This is a genomic window from Paenibacillus sp. FSL P4-0338, from assembly GCF_038002365.1.
Lineage (GTDB): Bacteria > Bacillota > Bacilli > Paenibacillales > Paenibacillaceae > Paenibacillus_AQ.
Genome location: NZ_JBBOCG010000001.1, coordinates 2,598,473 through 2,618,233, shown reverse-complemented (window position 1 = coordinate 2,618,233; position 19,761 = coordinate 2,598,473). Strand labels below are relative to the sequence as shown.

Genomic DNA, 19,761 nt, shown 5'->3' with positions numbered 1-19,761 from the left:
ATTGTCAAACTAACGGCAATAAGCTACTGAAAGGAGCTATGCGGACCTATGTACAAAAGATTAAGTGCCATAATGTTCCCGCTTACCGCACTCTTGCTGCTTGGAGCGCTCGTCTGGGGGTATCAGGAGAATCAGGAGAAGAATTCGATTCTGATCAAGGCGGAGAATCAGTATCAGCGCGCGTTCCATGATCTGTCCTTCCATGTGGAGCGGCTTCATGGTGAGCTGGGCAATACGCTTGCCGTGAACACCACCTCTAACGGAATGCACCGCAAGGGGCTGGTTAATGTATGGCGGATTACCAGCGAGGCGCAGAACGAGATTAATCAGCTGCCGCTGATGCTGCTGCCGTTCAGTGAGACGGAGGAGTTCCTCTCCAAGATCGCCAATTTCTCCTACAAGGCTGCGGTGCGTGACTTCACCAAGAAGCCGCTAACAGAGGGGGAGATGGCGAATCTGAAGACGCTCTACCAGAATTCGTCTGAAATCTCCAGGGACCTGCAAAAGGTTCAGGACAAGGTCATCGGCAAAAAGCTGCGCTGGATGGATGTAGAGACTGCACTGGCTACAGAACAGAAGGCCGAAGACAACACAATCATCGACGGGTTCAAAACCGTGGATAAACGCGTAGCGGCATACCCGGAGCTGGACTACGGCCCTTCGGTTGCAAGCATCTATGATAAGCGGTCGGTGAAAAAGCTGGGCGGCAAGCCGGTTACCGCTGACCAGATCAAAGGCAAGGCGATGCAGTTCGCCGGGCTGGGCGGGAAGGCACAGGTGAAGATTCAGGAGAACGGGAAGGGAACCGAGTGGGCCTCTTATACAGCCACTGTGACTTCCGCAGAGCATAAAGAGCCGGTCTCGATGGACTTCACGGCGGAAGGCGGACTGCTGATCTCTTACAATGATAACCGCGAGGTTGGACCGGCCAAAGTATCCATGAAGCAGGCTGTGGAGAAGGCGGGCAAGTTCCTGGAGAAGAAGGGATATCCCGGCATGACTGCAGTGAGTGCGGACCGGTATGATAATCTGGGCAATCTGACCTTCGTCAGCAGCCAGGACGGCGTGCTCATCTATCCTGAGAAAATGACGGTTCGTGTCGGGCTGGATACGGGGGAAGCTGTAGGGTTTCAGGCAAGCGACTATGTGAATGAGCATAAGGAGAAGCGCGTGCTGCCGAAACCGAAGCTGTCCCTGGATGAAGTCAGAGCGATGCTTAACCCGGAGTTCAAGGAGCTGTATAACCGGCTGGCCTGGATTGAGAATGAAGATGCAGTGGAGCTGCTGACATACGAATTCGGCGGCAAAATCAACGGCTCACAGTTCAGAATTTATCTGAATGCCGCAGACGGCAATGAGGAAGCGGTGGAACAGATCCGCACCTCCTCGGGAGCACAGGATAAATAGCCGGACTTCCTAATTTGGGACGGATAGGATAAGCACTGTTATAATAGAGAAGACGCATTTCCGGAAACGGAGGGCGTCTTTTTTTTTGAAACATAAGAATTTATATGTTTCACACGATAACTTATCCTTCTATTTCTCGTTGAAACGGTACCGTCCTATAAAAGGACGGCATAGCCGTTTCTACTTAGCAATGAAATGTAGTTATGCTAATGCCTAATAATATTTCTGACCGGCTATGAAGGGGCGTGCTATAATCGGTTTAGCATTTATTACTAACTCAAGCGGCGGTGACATGTTTGTATCCCAAAATCAATGAATATCTATACCTCCAGGTAGCATCCAGCGATGCGGCAGAGTCTGAGATCCAGTATCGGGCAAGGATTGCTGATATGGAGGACGAGAGCATACTGATAGAAATACCCATGCAGGAGAGCAACGGCCGGCTTAAGAAGCTGTTCGTCGGTGACGAGCTGTCGGTCTATTTTCTCACAGAGGGCGGCATCAAAAATTACTTCAATACTCATGTGCTCGGATTCAAAGAAGATGTCATCCGGATGGTTCGGCTGCGCAAGCCTGATGCAGAATCCATCTTCAAAATTCAGCGCCGCAGCTTCTTCCGCGTCAATGCAGAGCTGGAGCTGGCTGTTAAGGATGCCTTGGGCAGCCGTTTTCTGGTGCGCACCGAGGATATCGGCGGCGGTGGGACGTCATTCTTAAGCGATGCCAAGATTACATTGGGGGTGGCCGACAAGCTGGCCTGCTGGCTGCTCGTATCCTACCGCAACGGAAGCACGGAGCATGTTAATTTCGAAGGCGAGATTGTACGGATCAAAGTGCTGGAGACCGGGCGGAATCTGGTCATGGTTAAATTCTCGGCCATTTCCGATGCGGAACGGCAAAAAATTATCCGGTACTGCTTTGAACGCCAATTCGATTTCCGCAACCGCTGATTCCCTGCCAGGAATCTTCAAACGGGCCCTAAATTGGCTTTTTTCTCCCTAAAAAACCTCAATGTCATTTTGCACTGGGGTTCAAACTGTGGTATAATTTTATAAGTCGCAGGCAATGCCTGCTTTTTTCTTGAGAATATCAGCAAGTTCCTAGAGAGATATGTCGATAGGCATATTTCTGCGGAAGAGTGTTTGAGGAGGAATGCCCCGTTGGACAGGCAGGGTACACATACTAACGACCGAATTAACGTCGCCATCGACGGACCTGCCGGGGCAGGCAAGAGCACTGTAGCCCGATTGGTCGCACGGGAGCTGTCTTACATTTATGTGGACACGGGTGCCATGTACCGGGCAATCACCTGGTATATGCTTCGTGAAGGCATAGCTGCAGAGGAGCATGAGCTGGTGGACCAGAAGGTCCAGAATATGGCGATTGAGCTTCTGCCGGAGAAAGATGTGCAGAAAGTGCTGATTAATGGGGAAGACATGACCCCGCATATCCGCAGTCTTCAGGTCAGCGGCCAGGTGTCGCAGTATTCGAAGATTGAGGGTGTTAGATCCAGACTCAGCCACTTGCAGCGTCAGATGGCGCTCCGCAAGGGAGTCGTAATGGATGGCCGGGATATCGGTACAACCGTACTGCCGGATGCCGAAGTGAAGATTTTCATGACGGCAAGTGTGGAGGAGCGTGCTCTCCGTCGTTACAAGGAACTGAAGGATACGGAAACAGTGACTCTCCAGCAGCTTGAATATGATATTGCAGCGCGGGACCGGCTTGATGAAGGCCGGGAGATTTCACCGCTGCGGCGTGCCGAGGATGCTATTCTTCTCGATACGACGCATATGGATATCCTTCAGGCCGTGGAAGCCATCGTCTCCCACTGCAGAACCTATGTTAACGGGGAGAGAAATCATCTATGATTTATGCATTTTGCGTGGCCTTGCTTCGTATGATTTATGCCATACTGTTCCCGCTCAAGATTGTGGGAAGAGAGAATGTGCCGAAGGAGGGTGGAGTCCTGCTCTGCGCGAATCACATCAGCCTGCTTGATCCCATGACGATCGGCATTAAGCTGAAGCGACAGGTTAGGTATATGGCCAAGGCGGAATTATTCAATGTTCCGGTGCTGGGCTGGCTCATTAAGCAATTGGGCGCATTTCCTGTCAAACGTGGCGGCGTAAGCAAAGAATCCATTAAGACGTCCCTCAATACGCTTCGCAGCGGACATGTGATGGGCATCTTCCCGGAAGGAACGCGGAACTCCGATTCCGGTTCAGCCAAGAAGGGTGCGGCAAGCTTCGCGCTCCGCAGCGGCGCAGCCGTTGTACCGGCAGCTATTATCGGGTCCTACAAGCCGTTCCGCCGGATGACTGTTGTCTATGGGGCACCCATAGACCTCAGCGCATTTGAAGGTGCGGGAAGTGATTCTCTGGAAGCTGTAACCGATGTTATTATGGGACGCATCCATGAAATGATCAGTACCGGCAAGCCCAGTTCGCGGTAAGTCCGGGAGTCAAATCTCCTGCTTCCGTGAATAGCTTATAAATTACAGCATAACCGCTATTTTTTGGAACATACTAATCAACAAAGAGAAATGGTTTAACGATGTAATGATTGTTTTGAACTCTGCTCTACGCGGGTTTAAATAAATGGGGTTTTGAATCGAGGAGGGTAATCACATGTCTGAAGAAATCAAGAATCAAGAAGCTGCGGATAACGTTGAGAATAACGAGACCGTAGAAGGGGCAGAAGCTGTGGAATCCGCTGTAACCGAATCTGCAGAAGTTGTTGCCAGCAATGAAGAAGAAGTGACAAGCCAGGAAGGTCTGGAAATCATTTCTCTGAAAAAAGGCGATACCGTGAAAGGAACAATCGTCAAAATCGAAGATAACCAAGCTTATGTAAGCATTGGATATAAATACGACGGCGTTATTCCTATTCGCGAATTGTCTTCCGTTCAGTTGGACAATGCCGCAGCAGCGGTAGAAGTTGGCCAAGAAGTGGAATGCAAGGTTGTCAGCATCAACGACAACAAGGAAAGCCTGGTGCTTTCCAAGCGTGCCATCGACAGCGAAAAATCATGGGAAGATCTGGAGAAGTATTTCGCTTCCCAGGAATCCTTCGAAGTTACTGTAGCTGATGTTGTCAAAGGCGGCCTTGTGGCTGACGTTGGCGCACGCGGCTTCATCCCGGCTTCCATGGTTGAGCGTCACTTCGTTGAAGATTTCAGCGACTACAAGGGCCGCACACTGCGTGTCAAAGTGAAAGAGCTTGACCGTGAGAACAGCAAGGTAATTCTCTCTGCCAAAGAAGTTCTGGAGGAAGAATTCGAAGCTAACAAGCTGAAGATTATGGCTGAGCTGTCCGAAGGTCAAATCATCGAAGGTACTGTTCAACGCCTGACTCAATTCGGCGCATTCGTTGATGTTGGCGGCGTAGACGGACTGGTTCACGTATCCGAGATCGCTTGGAACCACGTGGAGAAGCCATCCGATGTAGTATCCGAAGGCGACAAGGTTCGCGTTAAAGTACTTAAGGTTGATCCTGAAAAGGGTAAAATCAGCCTCAGCATCAAAGCAGCTGCTCCGGGTCCTTGGGATTCCGCAGCAGGTCAGATCAACATCGGCGATGTGGTTACAGGCGAAGTTAAACGCCTTGTAAACTTCGGTGCATTCGTTGAACTGCTGCCAGGCGTTGAAGGCCTTGTGCATATCTCCCAGATCTCCCACAAGCACATTGGTACTCCGCACGAAGTACTCAAGGAAGGACAGGAAGTACAAGTGAAAGTACTTGACTTCAACCCATCCGAGAAGCGCGTCAGCCTGAGCATCAAGGAAACGGAAGAAGCTCCGGCTCCTTCGGCCAGACCAGAACGCAGCAACAGCAGAGACAGAGCGCCTAAAGAAGTGCTGAACAATCCTAACGTATCGCTCAGCAACGAAGGCCTCAGCTTCACACTGGCTGAACGTTTCGGCGACAAGCTGGACAAATTCAAGGGTAACAATTAATCCCTTTGTTATCTCATCATAACGGGTAAAGTAATCGGCGAGCCCTCGATCAGAGGGTTCGCCGATTGTCTTTTCACGGTTAGCCAATTGGAATGTTTTTTGCTATGATGAGTAACGTAAGGAAGACAGGAGGAATGAAAATGGCAAGACCCGTAGTGGCCATTGTCGGCAGGCCTAACGTCGGAAAGTCGACGATCTTTAACCGGCTGATTGGCGATAGACTGGCCATCGTAGAAGATAAACCGGGGATTACACGTGACCGGATTTATGGAGTCTCCGACTGGAACGGCAAATCTTTCAGTGTCATTGATACTGGAGGGATTGAGATTGACGGAGAAGACGCTATTCTAAAATCCATCCGCGTTCAGGCGGAGTTAGCGATTGAGGAAGCGGATGTGATCGTCTTCATGTGCGAGGCGAAGAGCGGACTCACAAGTTCGGATGAGGAAGTGGCGCAGATTCTGTTCCGCTCCGGCAAGCCGATCGTTCTAGCTATCAATAAAGTGGATAACATGAAGCGTACCGAAGATATTTATGAATTTTACACCCTTGGAATTGGTGATCCGATCGGAATTTCAGGAAGTCACGGAACCGGAATCGGCGATCTGCTGGATGCGGTTGTTGAGCGTCTGCCAGACAAGGTTGATGAGGAATATGATGAAGATGTCATCCGTGTGGCCTTGATCGGACGTCCGAATGTGGGTAAATCCTCACTGGTCAATGCGATTCTGGGCGAAGAACGCGTTATTGTCAGTGATGTTGCGGGGACTACACGCGATGCGATTGATACGCCGTTCGAACGGGATGGACAGCGTTATGTGCTGATCGATACAGCGGGCATGCGCAAACGCGGCAAGGTCTATGAGAACACAGAAAAATACAGTGTAATGAGAGCTATGAAGGCGATTGAGCGCGCTGATGTTGTACTCGTTGTAATCAACGGCGAAGAAGGCATCATCGACCAGGACAAGCATATTGCCGGGTATGCCCATGATGCGGGCAAGGCTTCGGTCTTTGTCGTCAACAAATGGGATGCCATTGAGAAAGACGACAAGACGATGCAGAACTTCGAACGCAACATCCGCGATCACTTCCTGTTCATGAGCTATGCTCCGGTGGTATTCCTGTCTGCGCTTACGAAACAGCGTCTGCAGAAACTGCTGCCTGTAGTACAGCATGTGGCCCAACAGCATGCCCTGCGGATTACCACCCATCTTGTGAATGATGTGGTTTCTGATGCCGTGGCAATTAATCCTCCGCCTACGGACAAAGGCCGTCGTCTGCGCATTAACTATGTCACCCAGGTGGCAACGAAGCCGCCGACCATCGTGGTATTTGTCAATGATCCTTCGCTGATGCACTTCTCCTATGAACGTTACCTGGAGAACAAGCTGCGTGCAGCGTTCAATTTCGAGGGGACACCGATCCGCCTCTTTACACGGCGCAAATCCGAGAACGAAGGTTAGGGGAGAAGAGTAGTGGCGTTTGAACTTCTGGTTATCGTTATAAGCTATCTGCTTGGCTCCATCAGCTTCAGTGTATTGCTCGCCCGGCTGCTTAAGGGGATTGATATCCGCCAATATGGAAGCGGCAATGCGGGAGCGACCAATACACTGCGTGTGATGGGGAAGGGACCGGCCATACTGGTGCTGTTTCTGGACGTACTGAAGGGAATTGCCGCAGTCTGGCTTGGCACATGGGCCGGTGGATGGGGAAGCTGGGTCGCAGTGGTCTGCGGACTCGCTGCCATCATCGGGCATAACTGGCCGGTCTATTTTCACTTTCGCGGGGGGAAAGGGATCGCAACGACGATTGGCGTGATGGCTACACTGGTATTCTGGCCTGCAGTGATTGCCGGGGCGATTGCCATTCTTGCTATTGTTCTTACACGGTATGTCTCGCTGGGCTCGCTGATCTTTGTGGCTCTGACTCCAGTGTGTCTGCTCTTCACGGAGCATACGACCCCGGAGCTATGGGGAAGCCTGATCATTGTAGTGTTCGCCTTCTGGCGTCACCGCAGCAATATCGTGAAGATCTCGCAGGGCCGTGAGAACAAAATCGGCTCCAAAGCCAAGGAGGGGAATCGCGTTGTCTGATAAAGTAACCGTGCTGGTCGCGGGCAGTTGGGGAACTGCGCTGGCTACTGTGCTGGCGGCTAACCACTCGGAGGTTTATCTGTGGACGCGAAAGCCTGAGCAGGCTGCCGAGATTAACGAAGCACATACGAATCATCATTTCCTGCCGGGGATCAAGCTCCCCGGGAATATTATTGCCACCACGAACATGGAGACTGCCGTCTCCGGTTCGAAGGCGGTAGTCATTGTGGCGCCTTCTTCCGGAATGCGCCAGGTGGCGCATAGCCTTAAGCCGTTCTGGAAGGAAGATATGCTCTGCATTCATGCCACGAAGGGCTTCGAGACCGAGACCATGAAGCGGATGTCCACAGTGATCTCCGAAGAGCTGGGCTGCGGTGAAGGAGATATTGTGGTGCTCTCCGGGCCGAGTCACGCTGAAGAAGTGGTGAGGCTCTGTCCGACCACGGTCGTAGTGGCTTCGCCGGATGAGGGCCGTGCCAAGGCGGCACAGGGGCTGTTCATTAACAATGACTTCCGTGTGTATACCAACAGGGATCAGCTAGGGGTAGAGCTGGCTGGTGCACTGAAGAATATTATCGCGCTGGGTGCCGGGCTATCTGACGGGCTGGGCTTCGGGGACAACGCGAAGGCAGCATTGCTTACCCGCGGCCTGGCCGAGATCTCCCGGGTCGGTGTGGAAATGGGAGCGAATCCCTTAACCTTCTCCGGCCTTGCCGGACTCGGTGACCTGGTCGTAACGGCAACGAGCCAGCATAGCCGGAACTGGCGTGCGGGCTCCATGCTGGGCCAGGGCCAGCCGCTGAATGAGGTGCTGGACTCGATGGGGATGGTTGTCGAAGGCATCCGGACGACGGAGGTTGCTTATGCGATCTCGCTGAAGCTGGGCGTACAGATGCCGATTACCGACCAGATCTATCATGTGCTATTCAAGGGCAGAACACCGCGTAATGCTGTGGAAGCTCTTATGGGCCGTGACCGCAAGACGGAAATGGAGGCCATTTCCCAGGAGACCTGGGAGCAGTGGCATTCCTGATCACGTTCACCTTTTGCCGGAATATCTCATATGTTGTTAATGGGGATTGACGGAGGAGGGATGAACAGTGAGCAGAGATTTTTCCAAGGATGCTTTGAACGCCATCAACAAGAAGACGGGCAAAAACATTTCAGAAGGTGCCATCAAAAAGCTGGCCGGTACGGTTAAGCCGGGCACCACACAGAATGAAGCCCAGCTCCGCCAGTTAATTAAACAGGTATCCGCTATGGCTAAAGTGCCGGTCAGCGAGGCTACCGTGCAGGAGATCGTCAATGCTGTTAAAAAAGGCGGCGCCGGTTCCGGTACGATGGAGTCTTTAATGAAAATGATGCTGAAAAAATAGAATATCCTTGAAGTAAGCCATTCCTGCCGGGATGGCTCCTTTTCAGACTGGGCATAACTCCGGAAGGTAAGCTGATTCCGCGGTTGATGCCCTTTTTTAATCCACGGGGTCTAATCTGTAAATTAATACTTAAAAAATGCCGCGTTTCACGCTATAATAATCGCAATCCGGATAAAGTGAATGGGAGGCGCATGACCTATGGACCCGATGACAAAAATGTGGCTATCACTGATTGCGGTACTGATTATGGGCTTATCCGTTTTTTTGATTACTTTTGCACGCAGTAAGACGAAGGGGCTGCTTAGAGCTGTTTTATCGGTCATTGCTTTTGTCATCCTGCTGATCGGAGTTCTTGGCGGGGCCGCTTCAATTATGTAAGCATTTACATTATACTCAGGCAGACGTATTTCTGACAGAATCATTAACTGATTTTACAGGGATGGGGCGTGTGTAAATCGATGGCCGGTTCAGGAATTCCCTATGTGGTTGAGACGGCACTTGGCAGAATAGCGGAAGAACTAGATAGTATGGGGTCTGGCAAGCCGCCGGTGTGGCTGCTGGGGGGGAGCTGCGGCCTGCTGCTGCACGGGGTTCAGCTCAGTGCTGCTCCGCGCGATATTGACCTCTATTGTGATCTGGAGGATACCGCGAAGCTTCATCAGGCACTGCTGAGGTACACTGTCTGCGCACCGGAAGAGGATCATAGCGGAGGCTGTTACTCCCTGCGCGGACTCTACTTCATCGGGGAGGTGAAGGTTGAGCTGGTGGGCGGATTCAGGATCGGCGGCGGCTCCGGGCAATATTCAGTGGATATCAGGACGTTGCAGCCCTATGCCCCGAAATGTACGTACGAAGGGGTTGGCAGGCTGGCCTTGATGCCGCTTGTCCATGAGCTGATCTTCAATCTCCTGCGCGGCAGGGACGAACGCTGCCATGCTATTGCGGAGCTGATCAAACGGGATGCAGCAGGCCATCTGCCGCTCCTGGAGCAGCTCATTGAGGAGAACCATCTGAAGGCCGGTCTGCAGCCGAGGCTGGACGAGCTGCTGGGGATATCTGAATCACTGCGTATATAACCTGAATCCAAGGAAGGAGGCTGTATGATGAATGCTAAATCACGAATAACGGTCACTTTCCTTCCGGAACAACGCACAGCTTCCGTCAAGCCTGGGATTTCGTTGCTGGAGGCTGTGCGCAAAGCCGGAATCGTTCTGCCTACCCGCTGCGGGGGCAAGGCAGGGTGCATGATGTGCAAAGTGTCCGTAGAGAATGCGGATGGAGCACTTAGACCTCCTGCAGAGGCAGAGAAACGCAAGCTTGGCAGCCTGCTGGATGAAGGTGTCCGCTTGGCCTGTCAGGCCGCTGTATGGAGCGATGTCCGGGTGCATATTCCCGAGGACCCTCTGAAGGCGGCCGTCCGCCGCAGACTGGAAGCGGCGCGCCGTGGAGAAGCGGAGGAGCTATGGTAGCTGAGACCCCTGGTGCATATGCGCACAGAAGTGAACAGAGAGGAGCCCTGCGGATGGACTCGATGCACACGGTGAAGCTCCGGCAGGGGCGGAAGAGGGTGTCAATGCTGCTGCTTGTCCTGCTGGTCTTATCTCTAGGCGGCTGCATGTATCCCAAGGAACAGCAGCATCCCGGCAGCGGGTACCGCGAGAGTGTGAAGCGGGTGCAGGCGGCGGTAGATGATTATCAGAAGCAGAAAGGGCTTCTGCCGATCTTGACCAGTGATCAGGCCACGCCCAGATACGAGAAATTTGTGATTGACCTGAATAAGCTCCAGCAGGAAGGATACCTGGATGAGATCCCGGCTGCGGCGTTCGAGAAGGGCGGGAGCGCCCATTTTCTGGTGCTGGATGAGGAGACGGACCCTCAGGTCAAATTGATGGATCTGGTGACTGTGCAGAAGGTTAACGATATCCAGCGTAAGGTGAACCTCTATAAGTCTGCACACGGCGGGAAGCTTCCGGCGGGGGAGGAGCTGTATCCGGGCCTTGCATCCATTGACGGCAAACAGGCAGGGACCGGAACGATCAAGCTAATTAGCGTATATTCGGGCCAGCCGCTAGAATTCCTGATGGATAGCAGCGGGACGGTCTACGTGGATTACGGCGCGGATATCTCCTCGGCTATGGATAAGAACGGCAGTGTGCCTAAGGCAGAGCGCGATCTGCGTCTGGAGCTGAAGCAAGCCTCCTACTATGTCCCCGTCAAGTCTCTGCCTTATCTGTGGGCCCAGGGCCGTCCTGTCCCCCAGGCTCCGCAGGAATAGCGGCACACTATTATAGACTTAAAGCAGCAATTCTCCGAGGGCGGGGATTGCTGCTTTTTTGCTATTTTTTAGTATGCGGGGTCTCAGAAAGGATAGTAGTTCTAGGCTGCGGGCCGCTCTCATAGACTTGATGAGAAGACTTCCGGGCGTCTTGACGCGTTGGTGAGCTAGATAGGATATACGAAATTTCAGATGCAAAAATGCGCGGACGCTTGTCATAAATCCGTTAAGGATACATATGATGATACTAGTCCAAATGCATGTCCGAGCATTCGGAGTTTAGCGCGGGGCAACCTTGCTTCGCCTCAGGCAAGTAAGCTAGGCTTCGGGCGGGCAAAGCTTAGTCCGGTGGTTGTCCTGCAAGGGCCAGTTTGCCGGCGGAACGCGAAGTCGATGCTCTTCAGGCATTTTTTCTTCGGAGTAATATGAGGAGGGGATCTCTTTTGGAAAAAGTGGATATTTTCAAGGACATTGCCGAGCGTACCGGCGGAGACATTTATCTTGGCGTCGTCGGCGCGGTTCGCACGGGGAAATCGACATTCATCAAACGCTTCATGGAAACGATTGTTCTGCCGAACATCACCAGTGAAGCAGACCGGGTAAGAGCGGTTGATGAGCTGCCGCAAAGTGCGGCAGGCAAAACTATTATGACTACCGAGCCTAAATTCGTACCCAACAATGCGGTGCAGATTAAGGTGGCCGAAGGACTGGAGGTTAACGTCCGGCTGGTCGATTGTGTAGGCTATGCAGTGGAAGGCGCAAAAGGATATGAGGATGAGAATGGTCCGCGGATGATCTCGACCCCATGGTTTGAGGAACCGATTCCTTTCCAGGAAGCGGCTGAAATCGGGACACGCAAGGTAATTCAGGAGCACTCTACTCTGGGTGTGGTAGTCACTACCGATGGTACGATTGCCGAGATTCCGCGGAACTCTTATGTAGATTCAGAAGAGCGCGTGATCGCCGAGTTGAAGGAGGTCGGCAAGCCGTTCGTGCTGGTTATCAACTCCACCCGGCCGCGCAGCGAGGAAGCCCAGCAGCTCCGCAGTGAGCTTGCCCTCAAATATGATATTCCGGTGATGACGCTCAGCGCTGCCAATATGACCGAGGATGATGTGACTGGTGTACTGCGTGAAGTGCTGTATGAATTCCCTGTACATGAAGTTAATGTTAATCTGCCGAGCTGGGTGATGGTGCTGGGCGAGAATCACTGGCTGCGCAGCAGCTATGAGAACTCTGTCCGTGATACCGTGAAAGATATCCGCCGTCTGCGCGATGTGGACCGCCTGGTCTCCCAGTTTACTGAATATGATTTCATCGACCGGGCAGGCCTCAGCGGGATGAACATGGGCCAGGGGGTAGCCGAGATCGACCTCTACGCTCCCGAAGAGCTGTATGATCAGGTGCTGATGGAGGTAGTCGGGGTCGAGATTCGCGGCAAGGATCACCTGCTTCAGCTGATGCAGGACTTCTCCCACGCCAAGCGTGAATATGACCGCTTCTCAGAAGCGCTGGAAATGGTCAAAACCACGGGGTATGGTATCGCCGCACCTTCACTGGCTGAGATGGCGCTGGATGAGCCTGAGCTGATCCGTCAAGGCTCCCGCTTCGGAGTCCGGCTGAAGGCTACGGCACCGTCGATCCATATGATCCGGGTGGATGTCGAGTCGGAGTTCTCGCCGATCATCGGTACGGAGAAACAGAGTGAAGAGCTGGTGCGCTATCTGATGCAGGACTTTGAGAATGACCCGATCAAAATCTGGGAATCCGATATCTTCGGCCGGTCCCTGCATTCCATAGTCCGTGAGGGCATTCAGGGCAAGATCGCGATGATGCCGGATAATGCCCGCTACAAGCTGCAGGAAACGCTGGGCCGGATTATCAACGAGGGCTCGGGCGGACTGATCGCCATCATCCTTTAAATGAAATGAGCTTGTCCTTTGGAGCGGGAGTATTTCCCGCTCTTTTGCTATTTCCGGGCCCTTTCGCTGCTAGCGAGAAAAAAGGGGGGATTTCCCTGGAAAGCTTCCGTTTTTACGGCATAACTGGTAGTAATAGACTGCGCAATTGCAGCGGAATGAAGGGGAACCTGCTACTTTCTGCTCCTTTTTTGAGGAACGCCTTGATATTATGGTTGGGCTGTATTACTATAAGTTTGTTGCGCTTCTAGAAGAGAGGTGCCAGTATCTAGTATTAAACGGGATTATCACGTATATTTTACGTTGAAACGGAAACAGTGTATGATACCGGAACTTTTAACCAGGGAGGTGAGAAGACATGAATAAATCAGATTTGATCAACGTAGTTACAGAAGCAACTGAACTTCCCAAAAAAGACGCTACGAAAGCGGTAGATGCTGTTTTTGAAGCAATCACAGGTGCACTGCAAAGCGGCGATAAGGTTCAGCTGGTTGGCTTCGGAAACTTTGAAGTGCGCGAACGTTCCGCACGTAAAGGCCGCAACCCGCAGACTGGTGAAGAAATCGAAATTCCTTCAAGCAAAGTACCGGCATTCAAACCCGGTAAAGCGCTGAAAGACGGAATCAAATAAAGATTTCTACATATCTGCCCCATAGTCCTTGAATACCAACGATGCCGCCTTCCAGGGCGGCATTTGTTTTTGAAAGGCTCATAAACTTTGAGGAGGATTACAATGACTGAGAAGAAGAATGAAGTGAATCCTGCACCGTCCGGCAGCGACTATATCGTAGTCAAGGCCAAGGAGAACGGTGTTCAGGTCATCGGGCTGACCCGGGGGCTGGACACACGGTTTCACCATACGGAGAAGCTGGACAAAGGCGAGGTGCTCATTGCCCAATTCACCGATCACACCTCAGCAATGAAAATCCGCGGCAAGGCTGAAATTTGGAGCAAACACGGACAATTAGAGAGTGAAAGCTGAAAAGCAGGCATAGCCTGCTTTTTTTCAAAATATAACTAGGTAAGGGCCGATCCGCGGCGCCGTATAATCCTGCATAGCAGCGGAAACTATGAGTAGGGGGCATGTTATGAACCGGAGCTGGCTGATCGGAACGGCGTTGCTGCTTAGTGCGGCTACTACCTTGCTGTTGCCGCAACTGGCCGGCAACGTTATAACTGCCCAGAGCAAGTATAGCGCAGTACAGACGATAGGTCCGGATGGCCTCATACTGGAGAATGACAATCTGGTAGATGCGCTGAGTGAGATTCCGCTGAGTCTGATGATTGACAAGGCAGGCTGGGAGAACCGGGTATTGTCTCTTGATCTCAAGGTGAACGGTGATGCCCACGAACCGCAGGAGCTGTACCGCAATATGGCTCTGGCTATCGGGTTCGCAATTCAGGAGACCTCGAACGTGGACCAGCTGCTGCTGCGTGTGGTGGCAGAGGACAGGTGGCTGGATACCCGCCGCCTGCTCCTCGCCGGTGATATCCGCCGCAGCGAGTGGACTCCCCTGCTGCAGGAGGCGCTGGAGAACGCAGGCAATTCGCCTCTTCCCGATTCGCTGAAGAACGGCTTCCGCATTAGCGAAAGTGAGCTGTGGAAAAAACAGTTCATTTATCCCTGAACCGGGTAATTGAAACTAGAAGGCTCCACCCGTGCGTGACAAAAAAACATGTGATATAATAGACAAGATTGTGAACAATGAGTTTGACAAACGTCAATGGCTTCGGAGGCTAAAATGAAACCGTACCGCATACCGCAACTGGCTAAACCCTACACCGACTACGATATGATTCAGCGGCATACGGAACTGCCGCCGTTCTCAGACGGGCGGGGTCATTTGTTATATATTTTTCTCGGCAGAGGCCGGGGGGCAGACTTCCAGCAGGCAGAACTGTTCACCCTGGTGACTGGACTCGTCCAGCTTGGACTGGATACACATGAGAGCATTGACCGGAATCATGAAGAACCCGGCGGCGATATTATGCGCACCCGCCAGCTGAAGGTTCTGGCCGGTGATTATTTCAGCAGCTGGTTCTACCATCTGCTCGCGAAGCAAGGTCAGATTGAAATGGTGGGCACGCTCAGCGCGGCTATCGCTGATTTCAATGTGATGAAGGCCAATCTTTACGGCAAGATGAGCGGAACGCTTGTCCCGGCCGAACAATACTTGAAGCACACGGTACAGCTCAATATGCGGCTGTTTCTTTCTTTTACACCGCTGATTGAAGAGTCCCTGAGAGACGTCTGGCAGAAGCTGCTGGCCGAATTCAGCCAGTGTGAGACTGCAGCCCAGGAATTGCGCCGGGGGGCAGCTCCGGGAAGTGCGCTTACGGGCTATGCTTACTGGAAGGTGATGGAGTCGGCGACCGAAGAGGAGCGTCAGCGTCTTAAGGGGCAGACTCTGGACCCCAAGGACTGGCAGAAGCTGAAGCTGAGGTGCAAATGTGATACACTGCTGACGGACAAGCTGCATAGTTCGCTTGCGTCCATTCAGTCGTTATTGCAGAGCATCAGGGATGAGGAACTGGCGGGTCAGCTTAGATCAGCACTGGACCGCCTGCTTCTGCAAATGAAAATTTCCGGACAAGCTGCCGTGGAGGGTTAGAGAATGACAGTAGATAAAGCTACCGTAACAGGCGGGCAAGGCGAGAAGCCGAAGGAGCAATTTGTTCATTCGGTATTTGAGAGCATTGCCGGCAAATATGATCTGATGAATGATATTCTGAGCTTCCGGCGCCATAAGGCCTGGCGGAAGTTCACCATGCGCAAGATGGGCATGAAGCGGGGGGACTCGGCAGTGGACCTGTGCTGCGGTACCTGCGACTGGAGCATAGCCCTAGCTGATGCGAGCGAGAACGGAAATGTTATGGGACTGGACTTCAGCGCAGGCATGCTGGAGGTGGGACGGCGCAAGGTGGAGGCGCGCGGACTGCAGGACCGTATCTCCCTGATTCAGGGGAATGCGATGGAGCTGCCATTCGGTGATAATTCCTTCGATTACGCGACGATCGGCTTTGGACTTCGTAATGTGCCTGATCCTGTTCAGGTACTAAACGAGATGAAGCGCGTGGTGAAGCCAGGCGGTATGGTGGTATGCCTGGAGCTGTCGAAGCCGATGAAGCAGCCGTTCAAAGGTATTTATTATTTTTATTTCCAGCGTGTGCTTCCTCTGCTCGGCAGGCTGTTCGCCAAGCGGTATGAGCAATATAAATGGCTTCCTGAATCACTGGCACTCTTCCCGGACAGGAAGCAATTAGAGGAGATCTTCCGGGATACCGGACTTACAAAAGTGGAATCGTTCCCCTTGAATGGTGGCATCGCGGCGTTACATCTTGGACTCAAGGAGAACTGTAATGTTTAAGAAAATCGGTATTTTTCTACAAATGATTAAATTTGAGCACACGGTTTTTGCTTTACCCTTTGCCTTTATGGGGGCTTTGCTTGGTTCAGTAGTTATGTTCGGGGAACTGCCCTCCTGGAGCCAGATCGGATGGGTAGTTGTTGCTATGTTCGGCGCACGCAGCGCGGCTATGGGGCTTAACCGGCTGATCGACCGGATCAGTGATGCGAAGAATCCCCGGACAGCGGGTAGAGCCATTCCGGCAGGATTATTGAAGGTTGGAGAGGTATCGCTGTTCATCGCTTTCTCGTTCTTTTTGCTGTTCTGGGCAGCCTTGAGGCTCAATCCGCTGTCAGCGAAGCTGCTGCCGATTGCTGTTTTTCTGCTGGTCATCTATTCCTTCACCAAACGCTTCACCTGGGCCTGTCATCTGATTCTCGGGCTTACGATTGCCCTTGCGCCTCTCGGCGGTTGGGTTGCGGTTACAGGAACGGTAGACTCGACTGCTATGATTTTCTATTTCACGATCGTATTTTGGACAGCAGGCTTTGATATCATCTACTCCTGCCAGGATGTGGACTTCGACCGCAAGGAAGGTCTGTATTCGATTCCGGTGCGCTTCGGGGTGGCCCGTGCGCTGGGCATTGCCAAGGTTTTTCATCTGTTGACAGCCCTGGGCTTCATCTCCCTGTTGTTCATCACGGATCTGAGCTGGTGGTATGTGGCCGGCATGGTGATTGCTTACATTATACTTTTCTATGAGCACTACATTGTGTCTCCGGGTGATCTTAGCAAGCTGCAGACCGCCTTCTTTACCATGAACGGCGTGCTTAGCATTGTGGTCTTTTCCTTTACTCTGATTGACCTGGTGGTGCAGTTCTACAAATGACCGAACTTAAGCCTAAGAACTTAGTGGTTGGCATTACCGGTGCGAGCGGGGCAATCTACGGCATCCGGCTGACAGAGACCTTGCTGTCCCTCGGTTATACAGTACATCTGGTTGTCAGTAATGCAGGCTGGCGTGTTTTCAAAGAGGAGTTGGGCTATGCCGTAACTGACCGGGAAGGACTGCTGAACGAGCAGTTCGGCAGCTATCCCGGTTCTCTTGTGTACCACCCGGTACAGGATATCGGCGCTTCGATTGCCAGCGGCTCCTTCCGGACAGAGGGGATGATTATTATGCCCTGCTCGATGGGAACACTGTCTGCTGTAGCGCATGGCAGCTCGGACAATCTGATGACGCGGGCTGCGGATGTCATGCTGAAGGAGGGGCGTCCGCTGGTTCTGGTTCCCCGGGAGACACCACTGCACGCGATTCACCTGGAGAATATGCTGAAGCTGTCGCGAATGGGTGTCAAGTTGATTCCGGCAATGCCGGCGTTCTATTACGGTCCTGCCACGATGGATGATCTGATCAATTTCATGGTGGGCAAGGTACTCGATAGCTTCGGAATTGAGCATACTTTATTTCGCAGATGGGGGGAATGAAGGATGACAGACCTGGAACACACCGTCATCGGCAAAATCAGCTATACCAATTCATGGCCTGTCTATCATTATTTCGATCCCTCTGCTTTAAGCTTTCCTGCTGAAATGGTGAGTGAGGTGCCTGCTGTGCTTAACCAGGGCATGGCAGCAGGAGATATTCATGTCGGGGCTTTATCCTCCTTTGCTTACGCAGCGGCCAGCGACCGGCTGCTGCTGCTGCCTGGTCTGTCTGTCAGCGCGGATGGTCCGGTGCGGTCGATATTTCTTTTCTCCAAAAAGCCGCTACAGCAGATTGGCAGCGGAACGATAGCCGTGACGAACACCTCGGCTACCTCGGTCAATCTGCTGAAGATCCTGATGCACAAGGCCTTTAGGGCCAGCCCGGAGTACATCAGCAGCAATCCCGATCTGAATACCATGATGCAGCAGGCGGATGCTGGTCTCCTGATCGGCGACCATGCCATCCGCGCCTCCTGGCAGGATCAGGGCTATGAAGTGACGGATCTGGGTGAGCTGTGGAAGGAATGGACCGGCCACAGTATGACCTTTGCTGTATGGGCGGTTAACCGCAAGGCTGCAGCCCGGAATCCTGAGGCTATTGCTGAGATTGCTGAAGCCTTCGAGCGGAGCAAGAGACGCGGCCTGAATGATCTGGGACCGGTAATTCACGAAGCCTGCTGTACGATCGGGGGCACGGCCTCCTATTGGAGAGATTACTTCCGTAATTTATGTTATGACTTTGGGGAAAGGCAGCAGGAAGGTCTGAACCTCTATTTCCGCTATGCCTATGAAATGGGCCTGCTGCCGCAGGAAGTGAAGATGGAGCTTTGGAGCCACAATCTGCTGACACGGGTGAAAGAATGAAGCGACTGCAAATATTCGGCTTGCTGAACAAAGATATGGATCAGATTGAGAAAGAGCTGTACCGCAGTGTCCAGGGGGATGATGACCTGCTGAGCGAGACTTCGCTGCATCTGCTGAGAGCAGGGGGCAAGCGGCTCCGGCCGGTATTCGTTCTGATGGGCGGCAAATTCGGGACCTATGATCTCGATAAGCTGAAGCGTGTCGCTATTCCGCTGGAGCTGATTCACAGCGCCTCGCTGGTCCACGATGATGTCATTGACGATGCGGAGCTCCGGCGGGGAGAGCCTACCGTCAAGGCGAAATGGGGCGACAAGATCGCCATGTACACCGGTGACTATATTTATGCCAAGGCACTTGTGATGACTTCAGGGCTGAAGAATCCCCTGATTCATCAGATTCTCTCCAAAGCCATGGTAGAGATGTCCATCGGAGAGATGGAGCAGATCCGCGACTTCTTCAACAGCGGACAGAGCGTGCGCCATTACCTGCGGAGAATCCGCCGGAAGACAGCACTGCTGATTGCTGTCAGCTGTCAGCTTGGCGCTCTGGCTGCAGATGCGGAGCCGGGAACTGCCAGGCTCCTCTATAATTACGGATATAACGTTGGGATGGCGTTTCAAATCCGTGATGATCTGCTCGATCTCTCCGGAACGGAGAAGCAAATTGGCAAGCCGCCCGGAAGCGATATGCGGCAGGGGAACATCACTTTGCCTGTCATCTACAGTCTGCAGGATGAGCGGCTCCGCGGCCGCCTGCTGGAAGAGCTTGAAGCGATTCGTGAAGGGAAGAGCGGGGTCGGGCGCGCGATTGATCTGATTCTCTCCGGCGACGGGATCTCCCGTGCAGAGGAGCTGGCTTCCCGTTATATCGCCAAGGCACTTGATGCGCTGGAGCAGCTGCCCAGCAACCGGACGAAGCGCAATTTGCGCGATATCGCCTTTTTCGTGACCGGCCGGGCTTATTGAAAATATAAGAGCCGTTTCTACTTGTCTTATAACACACCTGCAAATTTACGTTCACAGATGCCGGG

Annotated in this window: 23 protein-coding genes; all 23 read left to right on the top strand. The window is 52.7% G+C overall.

All coding sequences use genetic code 11. The features are described 5' to 3' along the window. Positions 1-48 precede the first annotated feature (48 nt). The 23 genes from ypeB (at position 49) to MKZ07_RS11520 (ending at position 19,696) form a co-directional block, all read left to right on the top strand. Positions 49-1,407 carry a germination protein YpeB gene (gene ypeB, locus MKZ07_RS11630; RefSeq protein ID WP_036698156.1) on the top strand — a complete coding sequence of 453 codons (1,359 nt, stop codon included), beginning with the start codon at positions 49-51 and terminating at the stop codon, positions 1,405-1,407. Positions 1,408-1,703: 296 nt separating this feature from the next. Then, positions 1,704-2,357, top strand: coding sequence for a flagellar brake protein (locus MKZ07_RS11625; RefSeq protein ID WP_179090428.1), 654 nt, complete (start codon positions 1,704-1,706; stop codon positions 2,355-2,357). A 210-nt stretch (positions 2,358-2,567) separates the two neighbouring features. Further along, positions 2,568-3,278 carry a (d)CMP kinase gene (gene cmk, locus MKZ07_RS11620; RefSeq protein ID WP_036698153.1) on the top strand — a complete coding sequence of 237 codons (711 nt, stop codon included), beginning with the start codon at positions 2,568-2,570 and terminating at the stop codon, positions 3,276-3,278. Beyond that, on the top strand, positions 3,275-3,862 hold the full coding sequence (locus MKZ07_RS11615) for a lysophospholipid acyltransferase family protein (protein WP_036698151.1): 588 nt from the start codon (positions 3,275-3,277) through the stop codon (positions 3,860-3,862). Before cmk ends, MKZ07_RS11615 begins: the two co-directional genes overlap by 4 nt. A 175-nt stretch (positions 3,863-4,037) precedes the next feature. After that, positions 4,038-5,366 (top strand): 30S ribosomal protein S1, encoded by a 1,329-nt coding sequence (gene rpsA, locus MKZ07_RS11610; protein WP_143804273.1) that lies wholly within the window; start codon positions 4,038-4,040, stop codon positions 5,364-5,366. Between the two features lie 140 nt (positions 5,367-5,506). After that, entirely contained in the window at positions 5,507-6,832 is a 1,326-nt protein-coding gene (gene der, locus MKZ07_RS11605; RefSeq protein WP_036698150.1) for a ribosome biogenesis GTPase Der, read from the top strand. Between the two features lie 12 nt (positions 6,833-6,844). Continuing rightward, positions 6,845-7,462, top strand: a complete 618-nt coding sequence (plsY, locus tag MKZ07_RS11600; RefSeq protein ID WP_036698148.1) for a glycerol-3-phosphate 1-O-acyltransferase PlsY — start codon at positions 6,845-6,847, stop codon at positions 7,460-7,462. Then, on the top strand, positions 7,455-8,495 hold the full coding sequence (locus MKZ07_RS11595; RefSeq protein WP_036698147.1) for an NAD(P)H-dependent glycerol-3-phosphate dehydrogenase: 1,041 nt from the start codon (positions 7,455-7,457) through the stop codon (positions 8,493-8,495). Before plsY ends, MKZ07_RS11595 begins: the two co-directional genes overlap by 8 nt. 67 nt (positions 8,496-8,562) lie before the next feature. Further along, positions 8,563-8,838 carry a stage VI sporulation protein F gene (locus MKZ07_RS11590; RefSeq protein WP_036698146.1) on the top strand — a complete coding sequence of 92 codons (276 nt, stop codon included), beginning with the start codon at positions 8,563-8,565 and terminating at the stop codon, positions 8,836-8,838. Between the two features lie 198 nt (positions 8,839-9,036). Then, positions 9,037-9,216: a DUF2768 family protein gene (locus MKZ07_RS11585; RefSeq protein ID WP_036698144.1), complete on the top strand. Its 180-nt coding sequence runs from the start codon at positions 9,037-9,039 to the stop codon at positions 9,214-9,216. An 80-nt stretch (positions 9,217-9,296) separates the two neighbouring features. Then, positions 9,297-9,914 (top strand): hypothetical protein, encoded by a 618-nt coding sequence (locus MKZ07_RS11580; RefSeq protein WP_051493857.1) that lies wholly within the window; start codon positions 9,297-9,299, stop codon positions 9,912-9,914. Between the two features lie 27 nt (positions 9,915-9,941). Then, positions 9,942-10,307: a 2Fe-2S iron-sulfur cluster-binding protein gene (locus tag MKZ07_RS11575; protein ID WP_036698143.1), complete on the top strand. Its 366-nt coding sequence runs from the start codon at positions 9,942-9,944 to the stop codon at positions 10,305-10,307. A gap of 53 nt (positions 10,308-10,360) precedes the next feature. Continuing rightward, positions 10,361-11,113: a DUF3939 domain-containing protein gene (locus MKZ07_RS11570; protein ID WP_051493891.1), complete on the top strand. Its 753-nt coding sequence runs from the start codon at positions 10,361-10,363 to the stop codon at positions 11,111-11,113. Between the two features lie 443 nt (positions 11,114-11,556). Further along, positions 11,557-13,035 carry a stage IV sporulation protein A gene (spoIVA, locus tag MKZ07_RS11565; protein ID WP_036698141.1) on the top strand — a complete coding sequence of 493 codons (1,479 nt, stop codon included), beginning with the start codon at positions 11,557-11,559 and terminating at the stop codon, positions 13,033-13,035. A 355-nt stretch (positions 13,036-13,390) separates the two neighbouring features. Further along, positions 13,391-13,663 carry an HU family DNA-binding protein gene (locus tag MKZ07_RS11560; RefSeq protein ID WP_019909963.1) on the top strand — a complete coding sequence of 91 codons (273 nt, stop codon included), beginning with the start codon at positions 13,391-13,393 and terminating at the stop codon, positions 13,661-13,663. Positions 13,664-13,765: 102 nt separating this feature from the next. Then, positions 13,766-14,014, top strand: a complete 249-nt coding sequence (mtrB, locus tag MKZ07_RS11555; protein WP_051478165.1) for a trp RNA-binding attenuation protein MtrB — start codon at positions 13,766-13,768, stop codon at positions 14,012-14,014. A gap of 106 nt (positions 14,015-14,120) precedes the next feature. Next, positions 14,121-14,660, top strand: coding sequence for a hypothetical protein (locus MKZ07_RS11550; protein WP_036698138.1), 540 nt, complete (start codon positions 14,121-14,123; stop codon positions 14,658-14,660). 114 nt (positions 14,661-14,774) lie between these two features. Next, entirely contained in the window at positions 14,775-15,644 is an 870-nt protein-coding gene (locus MKZ07_RS11545) for a heptaprenyl diphosphate synthase component 1 (RefSeq protein ID WP_036698136.1), read from the top strand. Positions 15,645-15,647: 3 nt separating this feature from the next. Further along, on the top strand, positions 15,648-16,400 hold the full coding sequence (locus MKZ07_RS11540) for a demethylmenaquinone methyltransferase (protein ID WP_036698135.1): 753 nt from the start codon (positions 15,648-15,650) through the stop codon (positions 16,398-16,400). Then, a complete protein-coding gene (locus MKZ07_RS11535; RefSeq protein WP_036698133.1) occupies positions 16,393-17,268 on the top strand; it encodes a UbiA-like polyprenyltransferase in 876 nt (291 codons plus the stop codon). Before MKZ07_RS11540 ends, MKZ07_RS11535 begins: the two co-directional genes overlap by 8 nt. Positions 17,269-17,321: 53 nt before the next feature. Further along, complete coding sequence (locus MKZ07_RS11530) at positions 17,322-17,867, top strand: UbiX family flavin prenyltransferase (protein WP_442792472.1); 546 nt, start codon at positions 17,322-17,324, stop codon at positions 17,865-17,867. Positions 17,868-17,870: 3 nt separating this feature from the next. Continuing rightward, a complete protein-coding gene (locus MKZ07_RS11525; RefSeq protein WP_036698130.1) occupies positions 17,871-18,731 on the top strand; it encodes a menaquinone biosynthetic enzyme MqnA/MqnD family protein in 861 nt (286 codons plus the stop codon). Beyond that, entirely contained in the window at positions 18,728-19,696 is a 969-nt protein-coding gene (locus tag MKZ07_RS11520; RefSeq protein WP_036698129.1) for a polyprenyl synthetase family protein, read from the top strand. Before MKZ07_RS11525 ends, MKZ07_RS11520 begins: the two co-directional genes overlap by 4 nt. Positions 19,697-19,761: the final 65 nt, after the last annotated feature.